The following is a 23267-nucleotide window of genomic DNA, read 5'->3' as shown; positions in this document are numbered from 1 at the left end:
GGGGAGATGCAACAAAGTCCTTGTTGTTCGGCACCCGTCCCCGTCCATGCATGGACCGGGAGGATCGGGAAGGGGAACCGGCGGATATGCGAATGGCAGACGGTGCTTCTCTGGAAAGCGAGGAAACTCGCGGCAAACCGGGCTGTCGGCAGATCTGCGGGCAGCCGAAGTCTCAGGAAAACATCGTGTAGGAGGAATGAACTGCACCCCAATGTTAGACACGACTAACAATTGATGGTGCAGTTTTTTGGCTAAATTTTCAGCGGATGAAAAACGAAAAACGATGCAACGGTATTTGGGAAGGATAAAGAAGGATATAAGAACAAGCGCACGCGATTTGGGCATGATGAAGCGTATGCTTCCATATTGGATAAAGATTGCCAATATCACGGGATGGAAACGTTTCAAAGAAGCTTTACAAATTATTCCGTTCAAGCGGATGGAACACATTCGGAAAGAACTTGATATCGGATATTACAACAACAAACGGATCAAGGAAAAAAAAGCATGAGCCCGGTGCAACATCGAGCTCAAGCCAACGGAATGCCTGATGAAAAAACCTGTTCAATTTTTTGTTCACCAATGGCAGGCAATTTAATCCGAATCATACGGTCGATATTTTTTGCGCAATACGATCAATTCTTCTTGCACTCTTTCAACGTCTGTCCGTAAATATAAACTCTCTCTTTTCAATTTTTTTACCGGTTTGAGTTTTCCCGAACTCGCCAGCACATGCAACCGCTGCCGGGTAACATTTAAAATTTCCTTGACCTCCGCGGTGGTGAGGACTTCATTTTTGATGAATTCCTCCACTTCTTTTCGAGATTTCAGATGATATTCCATTCCTTCCCCACCCGATCATTTGTGAATACGATTCATCAAGCGGCAATCCATAAGCGTCCACCCATACCAACAAAACCGCAAGCAACACGATATCCAAGACACCCATATGCCGGAAGTCGGTCGTGACAATAAACAGATTGACGATATCCGCGGATGATTTTTGACATTTTTTTCGGGAGATGCTTTCTGATTTTAGTAATTCGGCCCGAAAGCCGGGCTTCCGTTTGCTTACTCGCGACTTCTCTTTTTGGGTCCTCGCTCTTTGTTTTTCTTGTACTTATTTCCATCCCCTTTTTGAATTTTATAGTATTAAACTCTATATCCTAGTGTCAATAGATTATTTAAAAAAACTCCTTATTTTTGCAAAAAATCCATTCGTAAAAAATTCCTTCCGCTCTGAAGTGACTCCCAGGATATTTGCTTGCATACATTTATTTTTATCTACCTGACGGGAAATATTTCTTTAAACTATTAATTTTATTGGTGCAATAAAAACAGGAGCGGCTCGTCCACTCCTAATTATTTTTTGCAATTATCACGCATGGCATTTGAAATATGATTTCGAACCTTTTTTTCGCTGATGAAAAGTTCTTGGGCGATATCTTTCGTGGTTTTGTCCCGGACCACCCTTCGAAGACTTCCCTTTTTCTCGGCTTATGACAGGCAGCGGGGCGAACTGGGGCTTTATCAAAGCATCCGCTCGCCCCTTTCCCGTCCGTTCAGGGCCACGTCCAAATTTTTGTGTAAAATCCGATGTCCCGCGCAAAGGACTGAGATTTCGGAGCAATAGAAACCGTTTCCCACCATTTCTCGGACCTTATCCCGTTCAGCCGCCGGATGCCGTCGTCTCTCCTTCCCGACGGGAATTCAGGACGGCCTCGCCGCCCGCTTTTGATTGGCCGGCAGCAGCTTCCGCTCGAACCAGCCCATAAGCAAATCGGCGGCCACGGCCATCAGCGCGGTCGGAATCGCGCCGGCCAGGATGATCGGCGCACCGTTGGTGACATTGGTCCCACGGACGATAATATCCCCCAATCCGCCCGCACCGATGAAGGTGCCGACGGCGGTAATCCCGATCGCCACCACGAGGGCGTTCCGCAATCCCCCCATAATGACCGCCAAGGATAAAGGGATTTCCACTTTCCAGAGGATCTGCCCTTTCGTCATCCCCATCGCCTTCCCCGATTCCAATAGGGAAGGATCCACGCCCCGGATGCCGGCATAGGTGTTTTTCAAAATGGGGAGCAGCGAATAAAGAAACAAGGAAACGATCACGGTCGTTGCCCCCAGGCCCAGCACGAGCATGAGAATCGCCAGCATCGCCAAGGAAGGGATCGTTTGAATGAAGTTGGCGACGAAAAACACGATCCCGCTCAAGTTCGCATGTCGGGCGGTGAAAATCCCCAAAGGAATGGCGACAATGGCGGCAAAAAGCACCCCGTAGGCGGACATCAGAAAATGCCGCCAGAACTGTTCCAATACATAGGACCCGTTTTGCCAATAATATGTGAACAACTCGCCGATCAAATCCATCCTCTTCACCCTTTCGTTCGAACGTCCGTTTTCGGCGCTTGATCATCGGCTTTCAACCATTCTTATCGTCCCGCTTTCCGTCCGGCGTGCGTTCCCGGCGCATTTCTCGACATCCCGGGACCGAAAGACGGCCGGCTACTCTTCGAAATAATGATTTTCCTCAAGGAACTGCCTCGCGACGACGGAAGGCTCCTTCATTTTCCCGTCGCTTTCATAATTCAATTCCTGCATTTTCTCGGTGCTGATTTTCCCGACGAGTTTCTGCAGCACTTCCCCGATTTCCGGATGTTTTTTCAACAAGGCATTGCTGGCCACCGGAGAGGCGTCGTAAGGCGGGAAAAATTTCCGGTCGTCCTTCAGCATATGCAGATCGTAGGCCTTAATCCTTCCGTCCGTCGAATAGGCCAATACCACATCCATTTTTCCGTTTTTTACCGCATCGTAGACGAGGCCGATTTGCATCGGATAGGTTTTTCCGAAGGTAAAACCGTAAGCCTCCGTAAATCCTTCATACCCGTCCCCTTTTCTTTTCAGCCAGGAACTGTCGACCCCCAGGCGGAGATCCCCGGCCAGCTCCTTCAAGTCGGAGACGTTTTGCAGCCGGTGCTTTTCCGCGAACTCCTTTTTCACGGTAAAAACATAGGTGTTTTCAAAGCCGTAGGAATCGAACCAAGTCTGGTCGAACCGTTCCGCAAATTCCCGCTGGACGATGGCCAAAGCCTCCTCCGGATCCTTCACCGGTTCCATCCCCAAAGTTCCGGGCAAATCCGTGCCGGTGTATCTGACCGCCGAAAGATCGATATCCCCGTTCACCATGGCGTTATGGACGACGATGGAGGAGCCCAGATTGTTGATCAATTCCACTTGCAAATCCGTGTAATGTTCAATCATATATTTTTGCATGTAGCCTAAAATCTGGCCCTCCGTCGTGGATACGACGCCGATTTTGACCGTGTTTTCCTTTCCCGTGCCCAGCCCCGGCAAGGCGCAGCCGGAACCGCATGCGAGAACGAGGAGGAGGATCAGCCCCGAAAAGGCGATGCGCTTGAGCTTGCGGATCGCCGCGGGGCGAATTCCCGAATCAGGACCCCTTCCCCTTCGCTCTGTGCGCCGGAACCCGTTGATCATCAGGATCCCCCCCTTGCCGTTTCGCCGCTTTTTTCCAGCCCTTCAGGCGTGGCCCATTTCTCCAATTTCCCCAGCAAGTAATCGGCCAGCAGAGCGAGGAAGGCAACCGGAACGGCGCCGGCGATGATCGATTCCGGCTGATACAAATTCAGTCCGCTGAAAATATAATCCCCGAGGCCCCCCGCACCGATAAAGGACGCCAGCGTCGCCCATCCGATCAAATATACCGCCGATACCCGGATGCCGGCCATGATCACCGGCATCGAAAGGGGAAGTTCCACATGGCGGATCCTTTCCCATCCGGTCATGCCCATCCCAATCCCCGCTTCCTTCAGATCCCGGTTCACATGGTTAATGCCGATATACGTGTTCCTTAGGATCGGCAGGACCGAATAGAAAAACAAGGCGACGATGGCGGGAATTTTTCCGACCCCCAAAACCGGGATGAAAAAGGCCAAAATCGCCAAACTCGGCAGTGTTTGCAGGACGCTGGCAATGCCGATGACCCATCCCGCAAGCTTTTGAAAGCGGGTCAAAATCACGCCTAGCGGAACGGCAACGAGAACGCCCATGATGACGGAGGCGCCGGAAATATACAAATGTTCCCATGTTTTGTAGAGTAATTCCGCCCAATAGCCGTTTAGAAATTCAAGCAGTCGTTCCATCGGTTCTTCACCCCGCATCTCGTATTTGCTTGAAAAGTTCCGAAACCCTTTCCTTTTTCTCCGCCCGCCCCTTTCACTTTTCGCGAAGGAAGGGGATCGTTCCGGTTTGCTCTCCCATATCCTTCCGATTGGCAAAAAAAGCCGGGGTTCATATTCCGGTTTGTCCTTCCGCCTCCGGGCCATCCTCGCCCCAGATGGAATCATAGACGATGTCCACGAGCGTCGCCCGCGTGACAATTCCGGTCAAACGATGGTCCTCATCGACGACGGGGACATATTTGTACCCCCGCTTCAAAATTTTCCGGACGGTATCGCGCAGCAGGGCGTCTTCCTGCAGGTAAAACACTTCCGGATGAAGGATCTCCCCGACGGTCAAATTCTTTTTCCGGTGTTCCTCGATCATTTCCACGTCGATAAACCCTTTTAACCGCCCTTCTTCATCGACGATGAGCAACGAATCCACCCGCTTCTTTTTCATGATTTGGATGGCTTCCGAAAGGGTGACGTCTTCCCTGGAAGAGACCGGGTTCGGGTTCATGATCTCTTTGACGGTTCTGAGATCTTCCCGCGCATTGAACAATCTTTCCTTCCCGATGAACTGCTCGACGAATTCGTTGGCCGGATTTTTCAAAATCTCGTCCGGGGAGCCGATCTGAACGATCCGTCCGTCCTTCATGATGACGATCTTATCGGCCAGTTTCAGGGCTTCGTCCATGTCGTGGGTGACAAAAACGATCGTCTTCTGCAAAGTCTTTTGCAGATTTTTCATCTCTTCCTGCAAAGTTTCACGGGTAATGGGATCCAATGCGCCGAAGGGCTCATCCATCAGAATGAGCGGAGGATCCGCGGCTAACGCCCGCAAAACGCCGATGCGCTGCTGCTGGCCGCCGCTGAGCTCATGGGGATAGCGTTCCAAATAATCGGGGGTCATATGAACAAGTTCCAATAGTTCTTCCGCGCGCGCTTTTCTTTTTTCAAGGGGCCATTTCAAAAGCTTGGGGACAATGGTGATGTTTTCCTGAATGGTCATATGGGGGAACAAACCGATTTGCTGGATCACATAACCGATGTTTCTCCGCAATTTCACCGGGTTCGTTTCCTTGATGTTTTTTCCGTTGATGAAAATCGACCCGGAAGTCGGTTCGACAAGACGGTTGATCATTTTCAGCGTCGTCGTTTTCCCGCAGCCGGAAGGGCCGATCAAAACGATGAATTCACCCTTTTCAAATTCCATGGTAATGTCGCCCACGACCGTTTTCCCGTTGTACACCTTCGATACATGGTCGAATTTCAGCAATTCCCGCACCTCTTTTCTTTAGTGAAATGCCGCAAGGGGGAAACTTCTCCGGAAAGCGCCCCCGGTCCCGGGAATCCGGGAAATTTCACAAACTCCGGAAGATTTTCGGTCTTTCTAGGAATCTTCTTTGTGAAAGAATCCACCCACCTCCTTTTCATACTATATTAACCTATTTTTCTCATTCGGGCCAACCCGCCCACGGATTCGCCCGGGGACCTCCTCATTATATGAATACCGCGACGGACACGCGCCTAATGAAGGGGTTTTTTGCCTGCAACCAATTTGCTCATCCAGCATTAGGAGACAGCATCGTTACTAGAGCTTCTTCGTTTTTTCCTGCAGCCATTTTGCTCATAAGCTTTCCGGAAAGCAAAAAGCGGGCGGCGGCCCTTCGTTCCTTCCGGCACCAAGCCGATCCGGCGTGTTCGCCGAAACCCGCCTGCGCCGTTTCCGTCCGTCTCCCGGGGCCGGAATAGACCTTCCAATTGCCGCGGGCCTGCTAACGCCGCCGGGAATATCCCTTGGGAAGGGAGATCGGCGGAAAACCGGAAGGAAAAATAGGCCGTCCGGGCGGTCCGGCTTGAATTTTTTCGAAAACTTTTCCTCCGCCCTTCCGGTTTCCCCTGACGGCCGTCCTTCCTCCTGCGTCCCGTCCCTTGAAAAGGGGATGCCGCCGGAGGTTCACTCCCGGATGTCCGTCAATAAAAAAACCCGGCAAGTTCCGGGTTTCCGTGATCGAAAAGTCCGGCATCCGGCGGGAAATAAGTTCAAGCCGATCGCGTTTCCGCCTCCGGCACCATCTTCTTCTTCATTTCATCCGGCCATGGCACCGGCCTTCCCGTTTTCCGGCTGAAGAGGACAATCGTCCCCCTTCCCGTCAAACAGACCGTGCCGTCTTCCTTTTTTCCCAAATAGTGGAGATCGGCGGAGGAGTTGCCGATTTTCGCCGTCTTCACATAGATCCTGAGCTTTTCGTCAAAATAGATTTGCGCCAGATAATTGCATTGGAGATCGGCCGTGACGAGGATCAAGTCCTGGCTTTCCTCTTTCCAATGGGTGATCCCCAGGGATTTAAAATATTCGATCCGGGCGCTTTCGAAATAGACGAAGGCGACCGTATTGTTCATATGTCCGTAAAGATCCGTTTCGCAGAAACGGACGGACACCTCATGAAAAAAGGAAAATTCTTCCTCCCACTTCGCAAAATCAGCGATATAAGGAATCTTGTTCATAACCGCCCTCCCCTATTGAATGATTATTCATTCATAATTTAAAAAAAGAAGAGTTGATCCGTCCGGCGGATCAATCTCTTTTTGGAAAATTGGTTTCCGGAAGAAATCCGGCGGACTGCGAAGGCCGCGCCAATGCCTGGCGCGAAACCCCCGCGGCATCCCTTCGGAATCATGAATAGTCGCTGCCGAAGAAGTTGCGGAACATTTGAACGGTCGCTTCCCGGTTTAACGCGGCGATGGATGTGGTCAACGGGATGCCCTTCGGGCAGGCCTGGACGCAATTTTGCGAATTCCCGCAATTGGCCAGTCCGCCTTCGCCCATGATCGCCGCCAACCGTTCCGCCTTGTTCATCGCCCCGGTGGGATGGGCGTTAAACAGGCGGACTTGGGAGAGGGGCGCGGGGCCGATAAAATTCGACTTGCTGTTTACGTTCGGGCAGGCTTCCAAACAAACCCCGCAAGTCATGCATTTGGAAAGCTCATAGGCCCATTGCCGTTTCCTTTCCGGCATCCGGGGCCCCGGCCCGAGGTCGTAAGTGCCGTCGATCGGAATCCATGCCTTCACTTTCTTCAGCGAGTCAAACATCCGGCTCCGGTCGACGATCAAATCCCGGACGACCGGGAAGGTTCGCATCGGTTCCAAACGGATCGGCTGTTCCAGCTGGTCGACGAGCGCCGTGCAGGACTGTCTCGGTTTTCCGTTGATCACCATCGAACAGGCCCCGCACACTTCTTCCAAACAGCTCATTTCCCAGGCGACGGGCGTCGTTTTCTTCCCTTCCGCGTTGACGGGATTTTTGCGGATTTCCATCAGGGCTGAAATGACGTTCATATTTTTCCGGTAAGGAACTTTAAACCTTTCTTCATACGGAGGGGAGTCCGGACTGTCTTGCCGGGTGATGATAAATTCCACATATTTTTGTTCTTCCTTTTGTTCTTCCATCATTAGCTCTCCCCTTTCGATTTCTTCGTGTAATCGCGTTTTCTCGGCTTAATCAGGGAAACGTCCACATCTTCGTAATGGAAATGGGGCGCTTCCGTTTCACTGACGAATTTGGCCATCGTGGTTTTCAACCAATCCTTGTCGTTTCTTTCCGGGAATTCCGGCTTGTAATGGGCGCCGCGGGATTCGTTCCGGTTGTAAGCCCCGAGGGTGATGACCCGGGCGAGAAGGAGCATATTTTTCAATTGCCGGATGAACATGGCCCCCTGGTTGCTCCAACGGGACGTGTCGTTCACGTTGATGTTCTTGTAGCGCTCCAGCAGCTCCTGAATCTTTTCGTCGGTCTTCAGCAGCCGGTCGTTGTAGCGGACAACGGTGACATTATCCGTCATCCATTGGCCCAGTTCCTTGTGGAGGACATATGCGTTTTCGTTTCCGTCCATGGACAAAATTTCTTCCCATTTTTCCTCTTCTTTTTTCAGGTATTGTTCATACAGGGTGGAAGGCAGCGCATCCGAACTCTTTTCCAGGCCTTTGATGTATTCCACCGCCTTCGGACCCGCCACCATTCCTCCGTAGATGGCGGAAAGTAGAGAATTGGCCCCCAAACGGTTCGCCCCGTGTTGGGAATAATCGCATTCGCCCGCCGCAAATAAACCGGGGATATTGGTCATCTGATCGTAATCGACCCACAGGCCGCCCATGGAATAATGGACAGCCGGGAATATCTTCATCGGGACTTTCCGCGGATCTTCGCCCATGAATTTTTCGTAAATTTCAATGATGCCGCCGAGCTTGACGTCCAGTTCCTTCGGATCCAAATGGGAAACATCCAGATAGACCATGTTTTCCCCGTTGATGCCCAGCTTGAGGTCCACGCAAACATGGAAGATTTCCCGGGTGGCGATGTCACGGGGCACCAAGTTGCCGTATGCCGGGTACTTCTCTTCCAGGAAATACCACGGTTTTCCGTCCTTGTACGTCCAAATTCTTCCACCTTCCCCCCGGGCCGATTCGCTCATCAGCCGGAGTTTGTCGTCGCCGGGAATCGCGGTCGGGTGGATTTGGATAAACTCCCCGTTGGCATAGTAGGCGCCTTGCTGATAGGCGATGGAAGCCGCGGAACCCGTGTTGATCATCGAGTTGGTCGACTTGCCGAAGATCATCCCTAGCCCGCCGGTCGCCAGGATGACCGCATCCGCGGGAAACGCTTTGATTTCCATCGTCGTCATATTTTGGGCGATGAGCCCCCGGCAGACATTGTCTTCATCCAGCACCAGCTGCAAAAATTCCCAGCCTTCATATTTGGTCACGAGCCCTTCCACTTCGTGCCGGCGGACCTGTTCATCCAGCGCGTACAAGATTTGCTGGCCGGTCGTCGCACCGGCGTATGCGGTCCGGTGGTAGAGGGTTCCTCCAAAGCGGCGGAAATCCAGGAGCCCTTCCGGCGTCCGGTTGAACATGACCCCCATGCGATCCAGCATATAGATGATCTTCGGCGCGGCTTCACACATGGCCAGTACCGGAGGCTGATTGGCCAAGAAGTCCCCGCCGTATACCGTATCGTCAAAATGCTGCCAGGGAGAATCCCCTTCCCCCTTCGTATTGACAGCGCCGTTGATACCGCCTTGGGCGCAGACAGAGTGAGAACGCTTGACCGGAACGAGGGAGAACAAATCCACCGGGACTCCGGCTTCCGCTATTTTGATCGTTGCCATCAATCCGGCCAGTCCGCCGCCGACGACGGCGACTTTCCCTTTCTTCATGGTTATAGCCCACTCCTTTTTCGTGTGTATAGTATTCTGCCTTCAGCCGTTTATACAAACGCGTATAAAGCGCGGATGCCCACAATGGACAAAAGGACGAACAAGATCAGGCTGAGGTATGTAAAAATTTGCTGCGAACGCGGAGACACGGTGATTCCCCAGCTGACGCAGAAGGACCACAATCCGTTGCAAAGATGGAAAACAGCGGACAGCACGCCGAGAAGATAAAAAACGAACATGAAGGGATTGTCCAAAATATTTGCCATCATTTGATAGTCAACGGGCGTTCCGAATTCGGAAGCGATGCGGGTCTCTCCCACATGCCAGGAGATGAAGATAACGAGAAAAATACCGGTGATCCTTTGCAAAACGAACATCCAGTTCCGGAAAGTCCCGAATTCCTTCAGGTTAAATTTCGCCGTAAAGGCGATGTAGACGCCGTAAATGGCGTGGAACAGCAGAGGCAAAAAGATCACAAAGATTTCCAAAAAAAGACGAAAGGGCAGGTTTTCCATAAAATGGGCCGCCCGGTTGAAAGCCTCTTCACCCCTGGTTGCAAAATGGTTGACCATCAAATGTTGGACCAAGAAAATGCCTACTGGGACGACTCCCAACAGGGAGTGCAACCTCCGGTAAAAAAATTCGCGGTTACTGGCCATTTATCGCCTATACCCCCTCAGACAGAAAATAAATTATGAAACTATTTAGAACATCTTATGACAATTTTATGACATGTTTATTTTACTCTTAATATAATTTTCCGTCAAGAAAACGGATACACATTTAATAATTTTCAAAAATTTTTTCTTTGCCTTCCTTGTCCGCCGATCTTCGGTTTTCTCCGTAAAACAGCGGACGTCCCGGCAGACGAAAAAATATATTAATATAATTTCCGACACAACAAATGATTTTTCCCGAAAAAATTGTATATAATAGTCTTATAGATAAAAGGGGGACTATCCGTGGAAAAAAGTGAACAAGCGAAATCGATTTCCGTCGCCAGTCCATTGACCGTCCCCGCTTTCGGCTACGAATTGATCCGGGAAGAACTGATCAGCGATCTCCTGGGAAAGGATCGCCCCGCGATTTTATATTGGGCCGGAAAGCGGTTGGCAAGGAATTATCCGTTGTTTTCCTTGGATGAGATGAAAGAGTTTTTTTTAAACGCCGGCTGGGGAGAATTGCAGCTTGTGAAAGAAGGCAAGCGCGAAGCCGAATTTGAATTGACCGGCGAACTGATCCGGAACCGGATTCAAAGGACGACGAACCTCACCTTCCAATTGGAGGCCGGTTTCCTTGCGGAGCAGATCCAGCAGCAGAAAAAAGTTTTCGCCGAAGCCCTTGAAACCTTAAAAAAGGACGAGGGAAAAGTCCGCTTCCTCGTCCAATGGGACACGGCCCCCTTCGATTAAAACGGCCGCGGCGGGGATCCGCCGCGGGTAGGAGGGCAGGGCGCCCGAAAAGGGCGCACACGGAAAAATCAGCAGGAGGATCCCTGCTGATTATTTTGTTTTGACTTCCCGTTCGGCCCGGTCCAGCCCGAAGGCATGGTGGAGGGTTTCCGCCGCCCGGATCATTTGCTCCTCATCGACGACCACGCTGATCTTGATCTCCGAGGTGCTGATCATCTTGATGAAAATCCCGTTTTCCGCCAGCGTGGAAAACATCTTGGCGGCCACCCCGGGATTGGAAACCATCCCCGATCCGACGATGGAAACCTTCGCCAGCCCCGATTCCCATTCCACGTTTTTAAATCCCAGTTCGCCCCTCAATTTCTCCAGGACGGCAAGGGCATCGTTGAGCTGGTCGTCCTTAACGGAAAAGGAAACTTGATTTTCCGTTTCTCCGGAAACATTTTGAATGATGATGTCCACATCCACGTTTTCCCGCGCCAGGCCCGTAAAGATGGCCGACAGGTTTTCCATCACATCGGGAAGGCCGTGGACCGTGATCCGGGTTATGTTTTTTTCAAAAGCCACGCCGCGCACAATCAAATTTTTTTCCATCTTTTCCTCCTCGACAATCCAGGTTCCTTCCTCATCGGACATGCTGGAACGCACGACGAGGGGAACGCGGAAATTTTTCGCGAATTCCACCGACCGGGGATGCAGAACCTGCGCCCCCAAATGGGCCATCTCGATCATTTCGTCATAGGAGACGGCAGGCAATTTTCGCGCTTTTTGGATCCGCCGGGGATCGGAAGTGAACACCCCGGTCACGTCGGTATAGATCTCGCACCGGTCCGCATGGAGGGCGGCGGCGAGGGCGACCGCCGTCGTATCGGAGCCGCCCCGACCCAAAGCGGTGATTTCCCCCGCTTCCGTCACCCCCTGAAAACCGGTGACGACGACGATTTTTCCCTTCGCCAATTCCTCTTCGATCCGTTTCGTATCGATCTGCAGGATCCGGGCATTTCCGTGGACGGATTCCGTCCGTATGCCCGCCTGCCAGCCGGTCAGGGAGACGGCCTTTTCTCCGGTTTCCCGCAGGGCCATGGCCAAAAGGGCGCTGCTGACCTGTTCCCCGGTGGTGAGAAGCATGTCCAGTTCCCTTTTGTCCGGGTTCAGGCTGATGCTTTTGGCCATGCCGAGGAGCTCATCGGTCGTGTCTCCCATGGCGGAAACGACGACCACCATTTCATGCCCTTCCTTCGCCGTCCGTTTGATCCGTTCCGCCACGCGGATGATTTTTTCGATGGTGGCGACAGAAGATCCTCCGTATTTCTGCACAATCCTTCCCATTTTTCTCCTCTTCCCCGAATAATAGTCAGCAAAAAAGGCAATGAGACATTATCCCATTGCCTGTGCCGCCAATGCATAAAAGTTTGCCAACACAGGTGAGATAGCGCTCCAAGAATTCCTCTTGACAGTCCTGCACCTGTTCGGCCACAGGACCAGGCACGCCGGGAAAGGGCCCGTACGTCCTTCGGCGGTTCTCCCCTTTCAAAGCCTTCATCGGAGCCCGTTCTCCTCCAGCCTCTACTCTTGAAGACCCGCACCTCTATCTGCACCCTCGTATTTGATTTTCCTTTTAAATTACCTCCCATTATAGCATTGCTTTTCCATTTTCGCAACGCCGCGAAGAAGATGGGGGGAGAAGCATCGAAGACTCCCTGGCGTTTCCTTCCGGATCGGTCAAAATGGAGATCCGCTCTTTTGCCCGGATCTCCACCCGATGGATAAGGCCGCTTTTCCTCCGCTTGCGCCAGGTTTTTTTCGGCAAGATTACTCCTTCAATTTTTCGACCAGCGCCTCGCAAACATTTTTCGGCAGACCGATGCGCAGGAAATCTTCCAGGGAGGCCTCCTTCATTTTTTTCACCGATCCGAAATGCTTCAACAGCAGCTTCTTTCTTTTTTCACCGATCCCCGGGACTTCATCCAGCACGGAATGGATCATCGATTTCGACCGGACCTGCCGGTGGAAGGCGACGGCGAAACGGTGGACTTCCTCCTGGATGCGTTGCAGCAAATAAAATTCCTCGCTGTTTTTTTCCAGCGGAACGACGGCCAAAGGATCGCCGAACAGCAAACGGGCGGTCTGGTGCCGGTCATCCTTCGCCAGCCCGGCGACGGGGATATCCAGGTCGAATTCATTTTGCAACACGTCCTTCACCGCTTCGATTTGTCCCTTCCCCCCGTCGACGATGATCAGATCGGGCAGCGGCAGGTTTTCTCTTAACACCCGCAGGTACCGGCGGCGGGCAATTTCCCGCATCGTCTCGAAATCGTCCGGTCCTTGGACGGTCTTCACCCTGTACTTGCGATATTCCTTTTTGTCGGGCTTGCCGTCGGTAAAGACGACCATGGCCGATACGGGATGGACCCCTTGAATGTTCGAATTGTCGAAGGCTTCGATGCGCCGCGGGTAACCGATCCCCAAGATTTTTCCCAGATTTTCCGCCGCGCGGGTCGTCCTCGCCTCGTCCCTTTCCATCAGCAGCAGCTTTTCCTTCAGGGCCTGGCCGGCATTTTTCACGGCCAATTGCACCAGTTCCTTCTTCTTCCCCCGCCTCGGTTTGATGACGGGGACGTTTAACAGGGCCCCGGCCAATTGTTCATCCACTTCCGCAGGCAAAAGGATTTCCTTCGGTTTAAAATGGTTTTCCTTTTCATAAAATTGCCCGAGGAAGGTTAAGATTTCTTCCTTCGGCTCATTATAGACCGGGAAGATGGAAACGTCCCGCTCGATCAGCTTTCCTTGGCGGATGAAAAACACCTGCACGCACATCCAGCCCTTATCGACGGCGTATCCGAACACATCCCGGTCGATATAATCGTTCAAGGCCACCTTTTGCTGTTCCATCGTCACTTCGATATGGCGGATTTTGTCCCGGTATTCCTTCGCCCTTTCAAAATCCAGCGCCTCGGCCGCTTCGTGCATTTTTTCCGTCAGTTGTTTTTTTACTTCTTCATGGCCGCCGTTTAAAAATTTGCTGATTTCGTCGGTCATTTTCTTGTAGGTTTCTTCAGGGACGTCATGGATGCAGGGGGCCAGGCATTGGCCGATATGGTAATAAAGGCAGGGCCGGTCGGGAAGGGTTTGGCATTTGCGCAGCGGATACAGCCGGTCGAGCAGCCGTTTCGTATCCTTCGCCGCGCGCACGTTCGGGTACGGCCCGAAATACTTCCCTTTATCCCGCTTGACTTTTCTCGTAATGATCAGGCGGGGATGGCGCTCCGCCGTCAATTTGATGAAGGGATAGCTTTTGTCATCCTTCAGCATGGCGTTATATTTCGGTTTGTATTTTTTGATCAAATTCATTTCCAAAATTAACGCCTCTATATCGGATGAGGTGATGATGTATTCAAAATCGCGGATCTCGTTGACGAGGGCCTGGGTCTTCCCGTCATGGCTCCCGACAAAATAGGAACGCACCCGGTTCTTGAGCACCTTCGCCTTGCCGACATAGATGACCTGGTCATGCTCGTCCTTCATCAGATAGCAGCCGGGCAGATCGGGAAGGAGGGCCAATTTTTCCTGCAATCTCTTTCTTTCATCCATTTTTTTCAACTCCGAAATGGCAGCTTTTATGCTTTTCACCCTTTGAACTTCTATTATTTTACCATCGGGCTTGCCGAATCGTCATCCCGGAAAGAAGCGAGATTCGGTCAAGCGTATGTGGCATTTTTTTAACCCCGTGCCGGAAATGTAAACGGATACAAGTTTGAGTCAGGTAAGTGGGGGCATTTTTTAATCCCATCCGACAATGCAAACGGATGCATGCCTTTAGGGAGCTCTCATCGGTCAAAATATCGCGCATTAATTCCAGCCAATATTTTTACCGTTTCGCAGAAAAATTTTCCGGAAAAGCTAACATGCACAGTTGGAGGAGCCAGAAAAGACAAAATCCTGTGCATAAAAAAATATGGTCTATGGTCCAGCCCCCTTTTCCCGGTATGTACGAGGGCCAAGGCGCGCGCCAGGGACCCGGCATTTCCGGTTGGATGGTCATGGATCATCATGGAAGGTTTATTGTCCAACTCGGATGGTCATGTGTCCAACATGGGAGGTTTATTGTTCAACATAGAGAAGAAATATTCGACATTTATGGATTCCCTTACCGGAATGTCCAACATTTTCATTTTCTTCGTCCCCGGATGGTTCAACATCCCAGACACAATGTCCAACATTTTTTGCCAAACGTTGAAGCAAAGATCCTTTTTGTCCAAAATCTTGGGAAAAACGTTCAACATTCCTTTCGCCTTTCGGGACGGATCGTCCAACATTTCAACCGGATCGTTCAACATCTGAAAAAAAACGTCCAACACCGCATGGGACTGTCCGACATTTTCAACGATTTGTTCATCATTTGAAAATTATTGTCCAACATGGAAAAAAATTTGTCCAACATGAACGAAAAAATGTCCATCATCCGGGAAAAAATGTCCATCATCGGACAAAAAATGTCCATCATCGTTCCCTGTGTCCAACATCCGCTGCCGTTTGTCTGACATCAATGCCTTTACAATTTCTAAAAAAAATAGATAAGGAGGGCCGTAGGCAAAAGGGGGCTGAATCGGAAGACGTTTGCCGCAGTGCAGTGAATATCATGATGCGGCGAAAGGGTAAGTATCCATACGGGGAAGGGACTTTTCCCACAATTGCCCAAGGCACGCCTTATGGCCGTTTCTGAAGAAACGCCTATCCCAGGGAAGCCGTCCCTCCCCATCGCCTTGGCGGAAGCAGGGATGGGGCATCCTTTTTTCCTTTTCACCGGCCGCGGGCTCAAGGGAAAACCGGAAAAACGGTCCTTCGGTGCAAATCCACCAAACCGGATGCGAAGATTGGCGGTGACGGCAGGAAAAAAGCAGTCCCTTCGGGGACTGCCTATTTTACAGATGCTTATTAATGAATTCCACCAATTCTTCCTTCGGGCGGTAACCGACGACCTTGTCGACCACTTCGCCGTCTTTGAAGAGAATTAACGTGGGAATGCTCATGACGCCGTATTGGACGGCGGTTTCCTGATTTTGATCCACGTCCAGTTTGACGATTTTCACTTTATCTCCCATTTCGGCATCGATCTCTTCCAGCACCGGGGCAATCATCCGGCACGGCCCGCACCAGTTCGCCCAGAAATCGGTCAATACCAGACCTTGGCTCGTTTCTTGGCGGAAAGTTTGATCGGTCGCGTGAACAATAGCCATTCTATAACCTCCCAATTCATTCTGTTATCTTCAAGTATAACATCCTTTTTTCAAGGATGCGAACAATTAAGCTCGCCGGACAGCGCCTCCGGGAAAAGCCGGGCGGATGGAAGGGCGGGTCTTCCAACCCGCGGATTCCGCTTTCCTCCGGCCGTCCGTTCCCGGCCGTTCCGATCAGGCAGGCATCCGTTATTATCGGCAATAGATCCCCGTCCTATTCCATCCATCGGGGCCGGCGTCCCGCCTTTCCCGGATGGCGTCCGGCTCCTTCCCTTTTCGGGCAAAATCCCGCAAGTTCGCCGGTATCGCTCCGGGCGGAATCAAAACCGTTCTTTCTTCAACGGTTCCGGATCGGAAAGGAAACACCGGGCCGCAAGTCAGCCCGCAAACAAAACCCGCCCGGCTGCCGGAGCGCATGATATTGGCTTCGGCCATCCAAAGGACAGGCATCCGCAATCAAAACCGCCCGGCTCAAAAGAAAAACCGTTTCACGCATCTTCTCGTGAAACGGTGCGGCAGGCCAGCCGTCGGAAACCACTTACGCGTTCGCCTTCAATTTTTTGATTTCTTCCGTAAGCATCGGCACGACTTCGAATAAATCCCCGACGATGCCGTAATCGGCCACTTTAAAGATGTTGGCTTCCGGATCCTTATTGATGGCCACGATCACCTTCGAATTGGACATCCCGGCCAGATGCTGGATGGCGCCGGAGATGCCGCAGGCGATATACAAATCGGGGGTGACGACTTTCCCCGTTTGCCCGATCTGCAGGGAATAATCGCAATAGCCGGCGTCACATGCCCCCCGGCTCGCCCCGACGGCCCCGCCCAATACAGCGGCCAATTCCTTCAACGGTTCAAAGCCTTCCGCGCTCTTTACGCCGCGCCCCCCGGATACGACCACTTTGGCCTCGGTCAGGTCCACCCCTTCGCTCGTCTTCCGGACGACCTCTTTGATAACCGTCCGCAAATCTTTGATCTCTACGTTTTTCTTTTCCAAGCCTCCGGTGCGGGACTCATCCTTTTCCAGGGGCGGGATGTTGTTCGGGCGGATGGTGATGAACAGGATCCCTTCCTTGATCCGCTTTTTCTCGAAGGCCTTTCCTGAGTAAATCGGCCGCGTAAATAGGAAATCCTCGCCCGAAGCTTCGATTTGCGTCACATCGGACACCAGGCCGGAATCCAGTTTGGTGGCGATCTTCGGCGAAAGATCCTTTCCGAGGGCCGTGTGCCCGAAAACGATCCCGCCCGGCTGTTCTTCGCGAATCACTTCCATCAACGCCTGCGAATACCCTTCGGACGTATAATGGCGCAGATTTTCATGCTCGATGACGATCACCCGGTCGGCGCCGTAATGGAAAAGCGGATCCGCCAAATGGGCGACCGATTCCCCCAACAGGAGGGCGACGACTTCGCCGCCTTGGGCGATGGTCTTCCCCGCGGCGATCGCTTCAAAGGAGACATTGCGGATCGAACCGTCCTTTATTTCGCTTAAAACGATGACCTTTCTTGGCATGTACAACCCCTCCTCAGATCACTTTCGCTTCGTTACGAAGCAGCGAGACCAATTCTTTGACTTGATCGGCGAGCTCGCCCTGCAGGATCTTTCCGGCCTTTTTCTCCGGAGGCAAGAAAATTTCCACCGTCTCCGTTTTGGCTGCCACGTCGTCCTCATCCAGGCCGAGATCGTCCAATTCCAATTCTTCCAGCGGCTTCTTCTTCGCCTTCATGATCCCCGGCAAGGAAGCGTATCTCGGCTCATTCAGCCCCTGCTGGGCGGTGACGAGAACTGGCAGTGGCGCCTCGATCCTTTCCTCGTCCCCTTCCACGTCGCGGATAACGCTTACATTTTTTCCGTCAATCTCCAATTTGGTGATCGTCGTGATGCAAGGAATGCCGAGCAGTTCCGCCACCCTCGGCCCGACCTGGCCGGAGCCGCCGTCAATGGCCACGTTGCCGGCGAAAATGATATCAATCTCCTTATCTTTCAAATATTCCGCAATGATCTTCGCCGTCGTATATTCATCGCCGGAATCCAAATCCTCTTCCGTGTTGATTAATACCGCTTTATCCGCGCCCATGGCCAGGGCCGTCCGCAGCTGCTTTTCGCTTTCTTCGGAGCCGACGGTGATGACCGTCACTTCTCCCCCGTGGGCTTCCTTGACGCGGATCGCTTCCTCCACCGCGTATTCATCGTACGGATTGATGATGAATTCGACGCCGTCATCGTTGATCTTGCCGTCTTGAACGGAAATTTTTTCTTCCGTGTCAAAGGTTCTTTTCAACAGCACATAAATGTTCATCCCATACCCCTCCCTCATTCTCCGGTAAAATTCGGTTCCCTTTTTTCCAAAAAGGCTTGAATGCCTTCTTTGGCGTCCCCGGTTTCGGCGATTTGCCCGAATAATTCGGCCTCTTTCTTCATCCCTTCGTAAAATTGTCCGGTTTTCGCGAAGTTGGCGAGTTCGATCACCGCCTTAATGGATTGGGGGCTTTTCTTTTCGATTTTCTTTGCCAGTTTCATCGTTTCCTCAAGCAGCTTTTCTTCCGGAAAACAAAATCCCGCCAATCCCCGTTCCGCCGCTTCCTTTCCGGATATCGGCTCGCTGGTCAGCATCATCACGAGGGCCCTTTCCGCGCCGACGTATTTCGGCAGCCGCTGGGTCCCGGCAAATCCGGGAATGATGCCGAGCTGCAGTTCCGGAAGCCCGAGCTTGGCCGTCTCGCTGACGACGCGGATATGGCAGGCCATCGCCAATTCGAGCCCGCCGCCCAGGGCGGCGCCGTGGATGGCGGCGATGATCGGCTTCGGGAACCGCTCCATCCGTTCGAACAGCTCCTGGCCCCTTCGCGACATTTCGGAAAATTGGGAGCCGGTCCGGACCGATGTAAATTCTTTAATATCGGCCCCGGCTGAAAAAAATCGGCCCTCCCCGTGGATGACGAGGACGCGGACGTTGGGATCCCGCTCGGCCGCCGTCAAAAGATCCGCCAATTCCTGCAGAACTTCCGTGGACAAGGCATTGGCCGGAGGACGGGAGATGGCGATCACCCCCGTCTTCCCTTCCGTACGGTAGTTTAAAAAAGCCATGTTCTCCCACACCCCTTCGTCTGATGATTAAACGGTTTCATCACCGCCGCCCAAGCCGTGGATCAGCATATGATGGACTTTCGGAGCCAGGCCGACGAGGTCGTATTTGTGATCATTCATCACCCATGTGGTCACCGTCTCGTCGATCGTTCCGAAAATCATCTGCCGGGCCAGGCGGATATCCAGCCCTTGAGAAAATTCCCCTTTTTCTATTCCTTCCTGCAAAATTTGGTCCATCAGCCGCAGATAATTTTTCAGGATTCCGTTGATCTTCGCCCGGAGTTCCCGGTTCGTCTGCCTGAGTTCCAGCTGGGTGACGACGGCCAGTTTCGGGTCCCGGGACAGGATGCGGAAATGGTTTTCGATCAGCAAATACAATTTTTCCGTCGCGCTCGCCTTTCCGTCGATCACTTCCCTCAGCTTTTCGACAAATTGCCCCATTTTCTCCTGAAACAGGGAAATCAAGAGATCCTCTTTGTTTTTGAAGTAAAGATAGATCGTCCCGTCCGCGACCCCCGCCTGTTTGGCAATCTTCGAGACCTGAGACTGATGATATCCGTTTTCCGCAATCGTGATGACCGCCGCATCAATGATCTGTTTGTATTTCGGTTTTTGGCTCTGATCTTTCAACGCTGCTCACCTTTCATCACAAAAAAAGAATATGAATGAATAATCATTCATATTCCCATGATAAAATAAATTTTCCCCCTTGTCAAACCCTTCCGGAATATCGGGTTCCAAGAAGACGTTACGCCTTTTTCTCCTCTTTTTCGGCAAGTTTCCGTTTTTCCTCTTCCACCAGCTGGCGGCGCAAAATCTTGCCGACGGCCGTCTTCGGCAATTCGTCCCGGAATTCGTAGATCCTCGGGACTTTGTAGGCGGCGAGCTGCTTTCTCGCGAATCGGTCCAGTTCCTCCTCCGTCACCCTTTGGCCTTCTTTCAGGACAATATAGGCTTTCACCGTCTCCCCGCGGTAAGGATCGGGAACGCCGGCGACAACCGCCTCTTTCACGGCCGGATGTTCGTACAGCACCTCTTCCACTTCCCGGGGATAAATATTGTACCCGCCGGCGATGATCATGTCTTTTTTCCGGTCGACAATATAGAAATACCCGTTTTCATCCATATAACCGAGATCGCCGGTCATGAGCCAGCCGTCCTTCAGCGCCTGCTCCGTTTCCTCCGGACGGTTCCAATACCCTTTCATGACCTGTGGACCTTTGACGGCCAATTCGCCGATCTCGCCGGGAGGCAATGTTTCGCCCGTCGACAGGGATACGATTTTTGCGTCGGTATCCGGCCAAGGCACGCCGATGCTTCCCTTCACCCGTTCGTTGTCCCACAAGAAATTGGCGTGGGTTACGGGCGAGGATTCGGTCAGGCCGTATCCTTCCACCAGCTTGCCCCCGGAGAGCTTCTCGAACTGCTGCTGCACTTCCACCGGAAGCGGCGCGGACCCGCTGAGGCAGATTTCGATGGAGGACAAATCGTATTTTTCCAAATCGGGATGGTTCAGCAGACCGATATACATGGTCGGCGCCCCGGGGAATACTTTTGGTTTCAATTTGTCGATCGTTTTCAGCACTTCTCCGGCGTCGAACCGGGGCAGCAAAATGGCCATATCGCCCTTCATCACCGGGAAAACGAGGACCGTCGTCAGGCCGTATACGTGGAACAGGGGGAGCACGCCGAGGGTGGCGCCTTCGCCTTCCTTAAATTTGTACATCCATGCGTCGCACATTTTGGCGTTGGCGTACAAATTGAAATGGGTCAGCATCACCCCTTTCGGGAACCCCGTCGTCCCTCCCGTATACTGCAAAATGGCGACATCTTCCTTCGGATTGACCTCATCGGGGATATCCTTCGCTTCGGCACGCTTCATGATTTCGGCAAAAAGATGATGACGGCCTTCATGTTCCACTTTCGGCGGCACGGTCTTCTGCCGCTTTTGCACCATCGGATAGAGCAGGTTTTTCGGAAAAGGCAGGTAATCTTTGATTCCGGTGACGATGATGTGCCGGAGATCCGTCTCCTTTTCCACGTTTTTTACCCGGTTGAACAGCATATCCAGGACGATGATGAACTTGGCCCCCGCATCCTTCAATTGGAAAGCGATCTCCCTTTCCGTAAACAGCGGGTTTACCTGCACGACGATGCCGCCGGCAAACAAGATCCCGTAAAAGCTGATGAAGGTTTGCGGGGTGTTCGGCAGCATGACCGCCACCCGGTCCCCTTTTTGCAGGCCGATCTTCCGCAAGTAATTGGCGAGTTTCAACGAGGACTCGAACAGTTTCCGGTACGGGACCTCTTTTCCCATAAAATGAACGGCCGGGCGATCCGGGAATTTTTTCGCCGTCCGCCGCAGCGTTTCCTGCAGGGAAACCTCTTCGTACTGCAAATGATGCGGAATCTCCTTCGGATACCACTTCAGCCAAGGTCTTTCTTCCATATTCTCCCTCCCCTTATAAAAACAGTTCGAACATTCGAATTGTTCTTTTATTATAATATATCCAATTATGATAGCGTTTACAAGAGCGGTTTTTTTCAAAAGGCGCCGAAGGGATTGGTTTTCAGTGAAGGGGCCTGGCACTGTTTCTATTCGACGGGCCGCCCGATCACGGGGGAGGATGCCGGCCGATGCCGGTCCGGGGAATCGGAAAACCATGCCCGTCTTAATCGGAAAGATTGGATTTCCCGATCGAAAAGGCCGTCGCTGCAGGCGGCAAGAGCCCCATCCGTTCGGAGATCCCGGCAAGGGTTCTCGCCGGTAGACCGAAGGATGGCGGATCTTGTCGGATTTTGCAGATAAATTTTCCTTTAATAATTTTGCAAATCATTTATAAAGATGATTCTAATGCCGGTCATTTCCCTCTTCCTTCGTCCATGAAACGGCATATGCCGGAACGGGGAAACCCAAGGAAGGGGCGCCTTTTGCGGTTCGCCAAAGAAAACGCTTCCTGGGGATGCAGGCACGTTTCATCCCGATGACAGGAAGGGAGCCCTCCATGAAAACGGCATTGAGATTGATCATTATGATCACCGGATTTTATTTACTGGTCGATATTTTCGTCGATGTCAGCGGCCGGATTCCCGATTTGCTCCGGATTATCCGCCGGATCCTGAAGGCGGTCTTTTGGGCCGGCTTATACGGCTATGTCCTGCTCATCCATAAAGAAAGCAAACCGAAGGAAAACATCCCCTCCTGAAGGCAAGACGAAGGCGGGTAAACTGCGCGACCCGTCCCGCCGATCGTTTAACCGGCATGCGGCCGGTACGGTTTAAATTTGCAACTTCGCCATGATAAAAAGCAAACCCCCGGTTTTCAGCCGGGAGTTTTCCGTTGAAGTGGCAGCGGACGGAAGGGACCGTCGGCCGCAAAAAGGAGATGCCGTTTCCGACGGATCGTCCTTGAAAGGGCCGGGTCCCCCGGCCGGCATCCATGCAAAAAAAGGCGAACGGAGTGCCGCTCCTTTCCGTTCGCTTTCCCATCCATCCGCTCGCCATTCATGCAAAAAACAGCAAATAGATTACGCCCGCAAAGAAGAAGAGAAAACAGAGGAAGATTAAAATTTTTCCCAACCGCTCCAAAATAAACGCCCCCTCGAAATGGTTTCACCTCCGGGTTTGGCGGCCGGCGGCGAAAGGGAAGAGCCGTCCGGTGCCGCGGAATTCGCGGATCTTCCCATTCAGCGAAACCGGCTTCAGTACGAGATGCCGGCGCCGATCACATAAGACAAGCCGATCGAGATGACCATGGCCAGGAAGCCGACGGCCCGGTTATCCTTCTCGATCTCTTCGTCAATGTTGAACTTCGGCGTCAAAAATTCGAAGAGGAAATAGCCCCCCAACAGGAGAAGGAAGCCGAAAGTCCCCCAGCCGACCATGACGATGAGGGAATCGTTATGCATGATCGAATGGCGGAAAATATTGGCGATCCCGAAAATTTTCCCGCCCGTCGCCATAGCCACGGACAGGTTTCCCTTTTGAATTTCTTCCCAGTCGTTGTATTTGGTCACCGCCTCAAAGACGGCGAGGAAGACGATGGTGCATAATATGGCCACGCTGTAAATCGCCGCATGGACGACCAGTTCATTTTCCCAAAAACCGTTCATTCCGCTCA

The 23267-nt window shown here is 52.2% G+C and carries 21 protein-coding genes, 1 pseudogene and 1 riboswitch; of the genes and pseudogenes, 3 read left to right on the top strand and 19 right to left on the bottom strand.

From position 1 onward, the window contains the following. Nucleotides 1-247 precede the first annotated feature (247 nt). Nucleotides 248-511 (top strand): hypothetical protein, encoded by a 264-nt coding sequence (locus A3EQ_RS22410; RefSeq protein ID WP_147402723.1) that lies wholly within the window; start codon nt 248-250, stop codon nt 509-511. An 83-nt stretch (nt 512-594) separates the two neighbouring features. On the opposite strand, the gene A3EQ_RS0103290 is transcribed toward A3EQ_RS22410, so the two are convergent. The 10 genes and pseudogenes from A3EQ_RS0103290 to A3EQ_RS0103225 form a co-directional block, all read right to left on the bottom strand. Then, nucleotides 595-843: a helix-turn-helix domain-containing protein gene (locus A3EQ_RS0103290; RefSeq protein ID WP_020153761.1), complete on the bottom strand. Its 249-nt coding sequence runs from the start codon at nt 841-843 to the stop codon at nt 595-597. Between the two features lie 519 nt (nt 844-1362). Further along, a pseudogene (locus A3EQ_RS22015) lies at nt 1363-1493 on the bottom strand (LuxR C-terminal-related transcriptional regulator); the annotation flags it as partial. A gap of 217 nt (nt 1494-1710) precedes the next feature. Next, on the bottom strand, nt 1711-2376 hold the full coding sequence (locus A3EQ_RS0103275; protein ID WP_020153758.1) for an ABC transporter permease: 666 nt from the start codon (nt 2374-2376) through the stop codon (nt 1711-1713). Nucleotides 2377-2511: 135 nt separating this feature from the next. Then, nucleotides 2512-3504 (bottom strand): osmoprotectant ABC transporter substrate-binding protein, encoded by a 993-nt coding sequence (locus A3EQ_RS0103270; RefSeq protein ID WP_020153757.1) that lies wholly within the window; start codon nt 3502-3504, stop codon nt 2512-2514. Beyond that, nucleotides 3504-4169 (bottom strand): ABC transporter permease, encoded by a 666-nt coding sequence (locus tag A3EQ_RS0103265; RefSeq protein WP_026499708.1) that lies wholly within the window; start codon nt 4167-4169, stop codon nt 3504-3506. The genes A3EQ_RS0103270 and A3EQ_RS0103265 overlap by 1 nt, the downstream gene beginning before the upstream one ends. 148 nt (nt 4170-4317) lie before the next feature. Next, on the bottom strand, nt 4318-5466 hold the full coding sequence (locus tag A3EQ_RS0103260) for a betaine/proline/choline family ABC transporter ATP-binding protein (RefSeq protein ID WP_020153755.1): 1149 nt from the start codon (nt 5464-5466) through the stop codon (nt 4318-4320). 767 nt (nt 5467-6233) lie between these two features. Beyond that, on the bottom strand, nt 6234-6698 hold the full coding sequence (locus A3EQ_RS0103245; RefSeq protein ID WP_020153752.1) for an acyl-CoA thioesterase: 465 nt from the start codon (nt 6696-6698) through the stop codon (nt 6234-6236). Nucleotides 6699-6867: 169 nt separating this feature from the next. Beyond that, nucleotides 6868-7644, bottom strand: a complete 777-nt coding sequence (gene sdhB, locus A3EQ_RS0103235) for a succinate dehydrogenase iron-sulfur subunit (RefSeq protein ID WP_020153750.1) — start codon at nt 7642-7644, stop codon at nt 6868-6870. Beyond that, nucleotides 7644-9407: a succinate dehydrogenase flavoprotein subunit gene (gene sdhA, locus A3EQ_RS0103230; RefSeq protein WP_020153749.1), complete on the bottom strand. Its 1764-nt coding sequence runs from the start codon at nt 9405-9407 to the stop codon at nt 7644-7646. The genes sdhB and sdhA overlap by 1 nt, the downstream gene beginning before the upstream one ends. Before the next feature lie 50 nt (nt 9408-9457). Further along, nucleotides 9458-10066: a succinate dehydrogenase cytochrome b558 subunit gene (locus A3EQ_RS0103225; protein WP_020153748.1), complete on the bottom strand. Its 609-nt coding sequence runs from the start codon at nt 10064-10066 to the stop codon at nt 9458-9460. 303 nt (nt 10067-10369) lie between these two features. Between A3EQ_RS0103225 and A3EQ_RS0103220 the strand changes: the two genes are divergently transcribed. Next, on the top strand, nt 10370-10819 hold the full coding sequence (locus A3EQ_RS0103220; RefSeq protein WP_020153747.1) for a YslB family protein: 450 nt from the start codon (nt 10370-10372) through the stop codon (nt 10817-10819). Nucleotides 10820-10909: 90 nt separating this feature from the next. Here A3EQ_RS0103220 and A3EQ_RS0103215 read toward each other — a convergent pair whose 3' ends face one another. The 8 genes from A3EQ_RS0103215 to A3EQ_RS0103150 form a co-directional block, all read right to left on the bottom strand. Further along, nucleotides 10910-12148, bottom strand: a complete 1239-nt coding sequence (locus A3EQ_RS0103215; protein ID WP_020153746.1) for an aspartate kinase — start codon at nt 12146-12148, stop codon at nt 10910-10912. Nucleotides 12149-12241: 93 nt separating this feature from the next. After that, nucleotides 12242-12418, bottom strand: a riboswitch (Lysine riboswitch). Nucleotides 12419-12631: 213 nt separating this feature from the next. Beyond that, complete coding sequence (uvrC, locus tag A3EQ_RS0103205; RefSeq protein WP_040369090.1) at nt 12632-14410, bottom strand: excinuclease ABC subunit UvrC; 1779 nt, start codon at nt 14408-14410, stop codon at nt 12632-12634. A gap of 1331 nt (nt 14411-15741) precedes the next feature. Then, nucleotides 15742-16056: a thioredoxin gene (trxA, locus tag A3EQ_RS0103190; protein ID WP_020153741.1), complete on the bottom strand. Its 315-nt coding sequence runs from the start codon at nt 16054-16056 to the stop codon at nt 15742-15744. A 538-nt stretch (nt 16057-16594) separates the two neighbouring features. Next, nucleotides 16595-17572: an electron transfer flavoprotein subunit alpha/FixB family protein gene (locus A3EQ_RS0103175; RefSeq protein ID WP_020153738.1), complete on the bottom strand. Its 978-nt coding sequence runs from the start codon at nt 17570-17572 to the stop codon at nt 16595-16597. Nucleotides 17573-17585: 13 nt separating this feature from the next. Continuing rightward, nucleotides 17586-18359, bottom strand: coding sequence for an electron transfer flavoprotein subunit beta/FixA family protein (locus A3EQ_RS0103170; RefSeq protein WP_020153737.1), 774 nt, complete (start codon nt 18357-18359; stop codon nt 17586-17588). A 14-nt stretch (nt 18360-18373) separates the two neighbouring features. Continuing rightward, the gene (locus A3EQ_RS0103165; protein ID WP_020153736.1) at nt 18374-19147 is read right to left on the bottom strand and encodes an enoyl-CoA hydratase; all 774 of its coding nucleotides are present in this window, start codon (nt 19145-19147) and stop codon (nt 18374-18376) included. A gap of 27 nt (nt 19148-19174) precedes the next feature. Further along, nucleotides 19175-19777 (bottom strand): TetR/AcrR family transcriptional regulator, encoded by a 603-nt coding sequence (locus tag A3EQ_RS0103160; protein ID WP_020153735.1) that lies wholly within the window; start codon nt 19775-19777, stop codon nt 19175-19177. 118 nt (nt 19778-19895) lie between these two features. Continuing rightward, entirely contained in the window at nt 19896-21596 is a 1701-nt protein-coding gene (locus A3EQ_RS0103150) for a long-chain-fatty-acid--CoA ligase (RefSeq protein ID WP_020153733.1), read from the bottom strand. A gap of 556 nt (nt 21597-22152) precedes the next feature. On the opposite strand from A3EQ_RS0103150, the gene A3EQ_RS0103135 reads away from it, so the two are divergent. Continuing rightward, nucleotides 22153-22353, top strand: a complete 201-nt coding sequence (locus tag A3EQ_RS0103135) for a hypothetical protein (RefSeq protein ID WP_020153730.1) — start codon at nt 22153-22155, stop codon at nt 22351-22353. Between the two features lie 495 nt (nt 22354-22848). On the opposite strand, the gene A3EQ_RS0103115 is transcribed toward A3EQ_RS0103135, so the two are convergent. Continuing rightward, nucleotides 22849-23259, bottom strand: a complete 411-nt coding sequence (locus tag A3EQ_RS0103115) for a DUF350 domain-containing protein (protein WP_026499704.1) — start codon at nt 23257-23259, stop codon at nt 22849-22851. Between the last annotated feature and the right edge of the window lie 8 nt (nt 23260-23267).

The organism is Caldibacillus debilis DSM 16016 (genome assembly GCF_000383875.1).
Taxonomy (GTDB): Bacteria; Bacillota; Bacilli; order Bacillales; family Caldibacillaceae; genus Caldibacillus; species Caldibacillus debilis.
The sequence above is the reverse complement of the archived record's forward strand: the minus strand, read 5'-3'. Positions and strand labels throughout refer to the sequence as shown.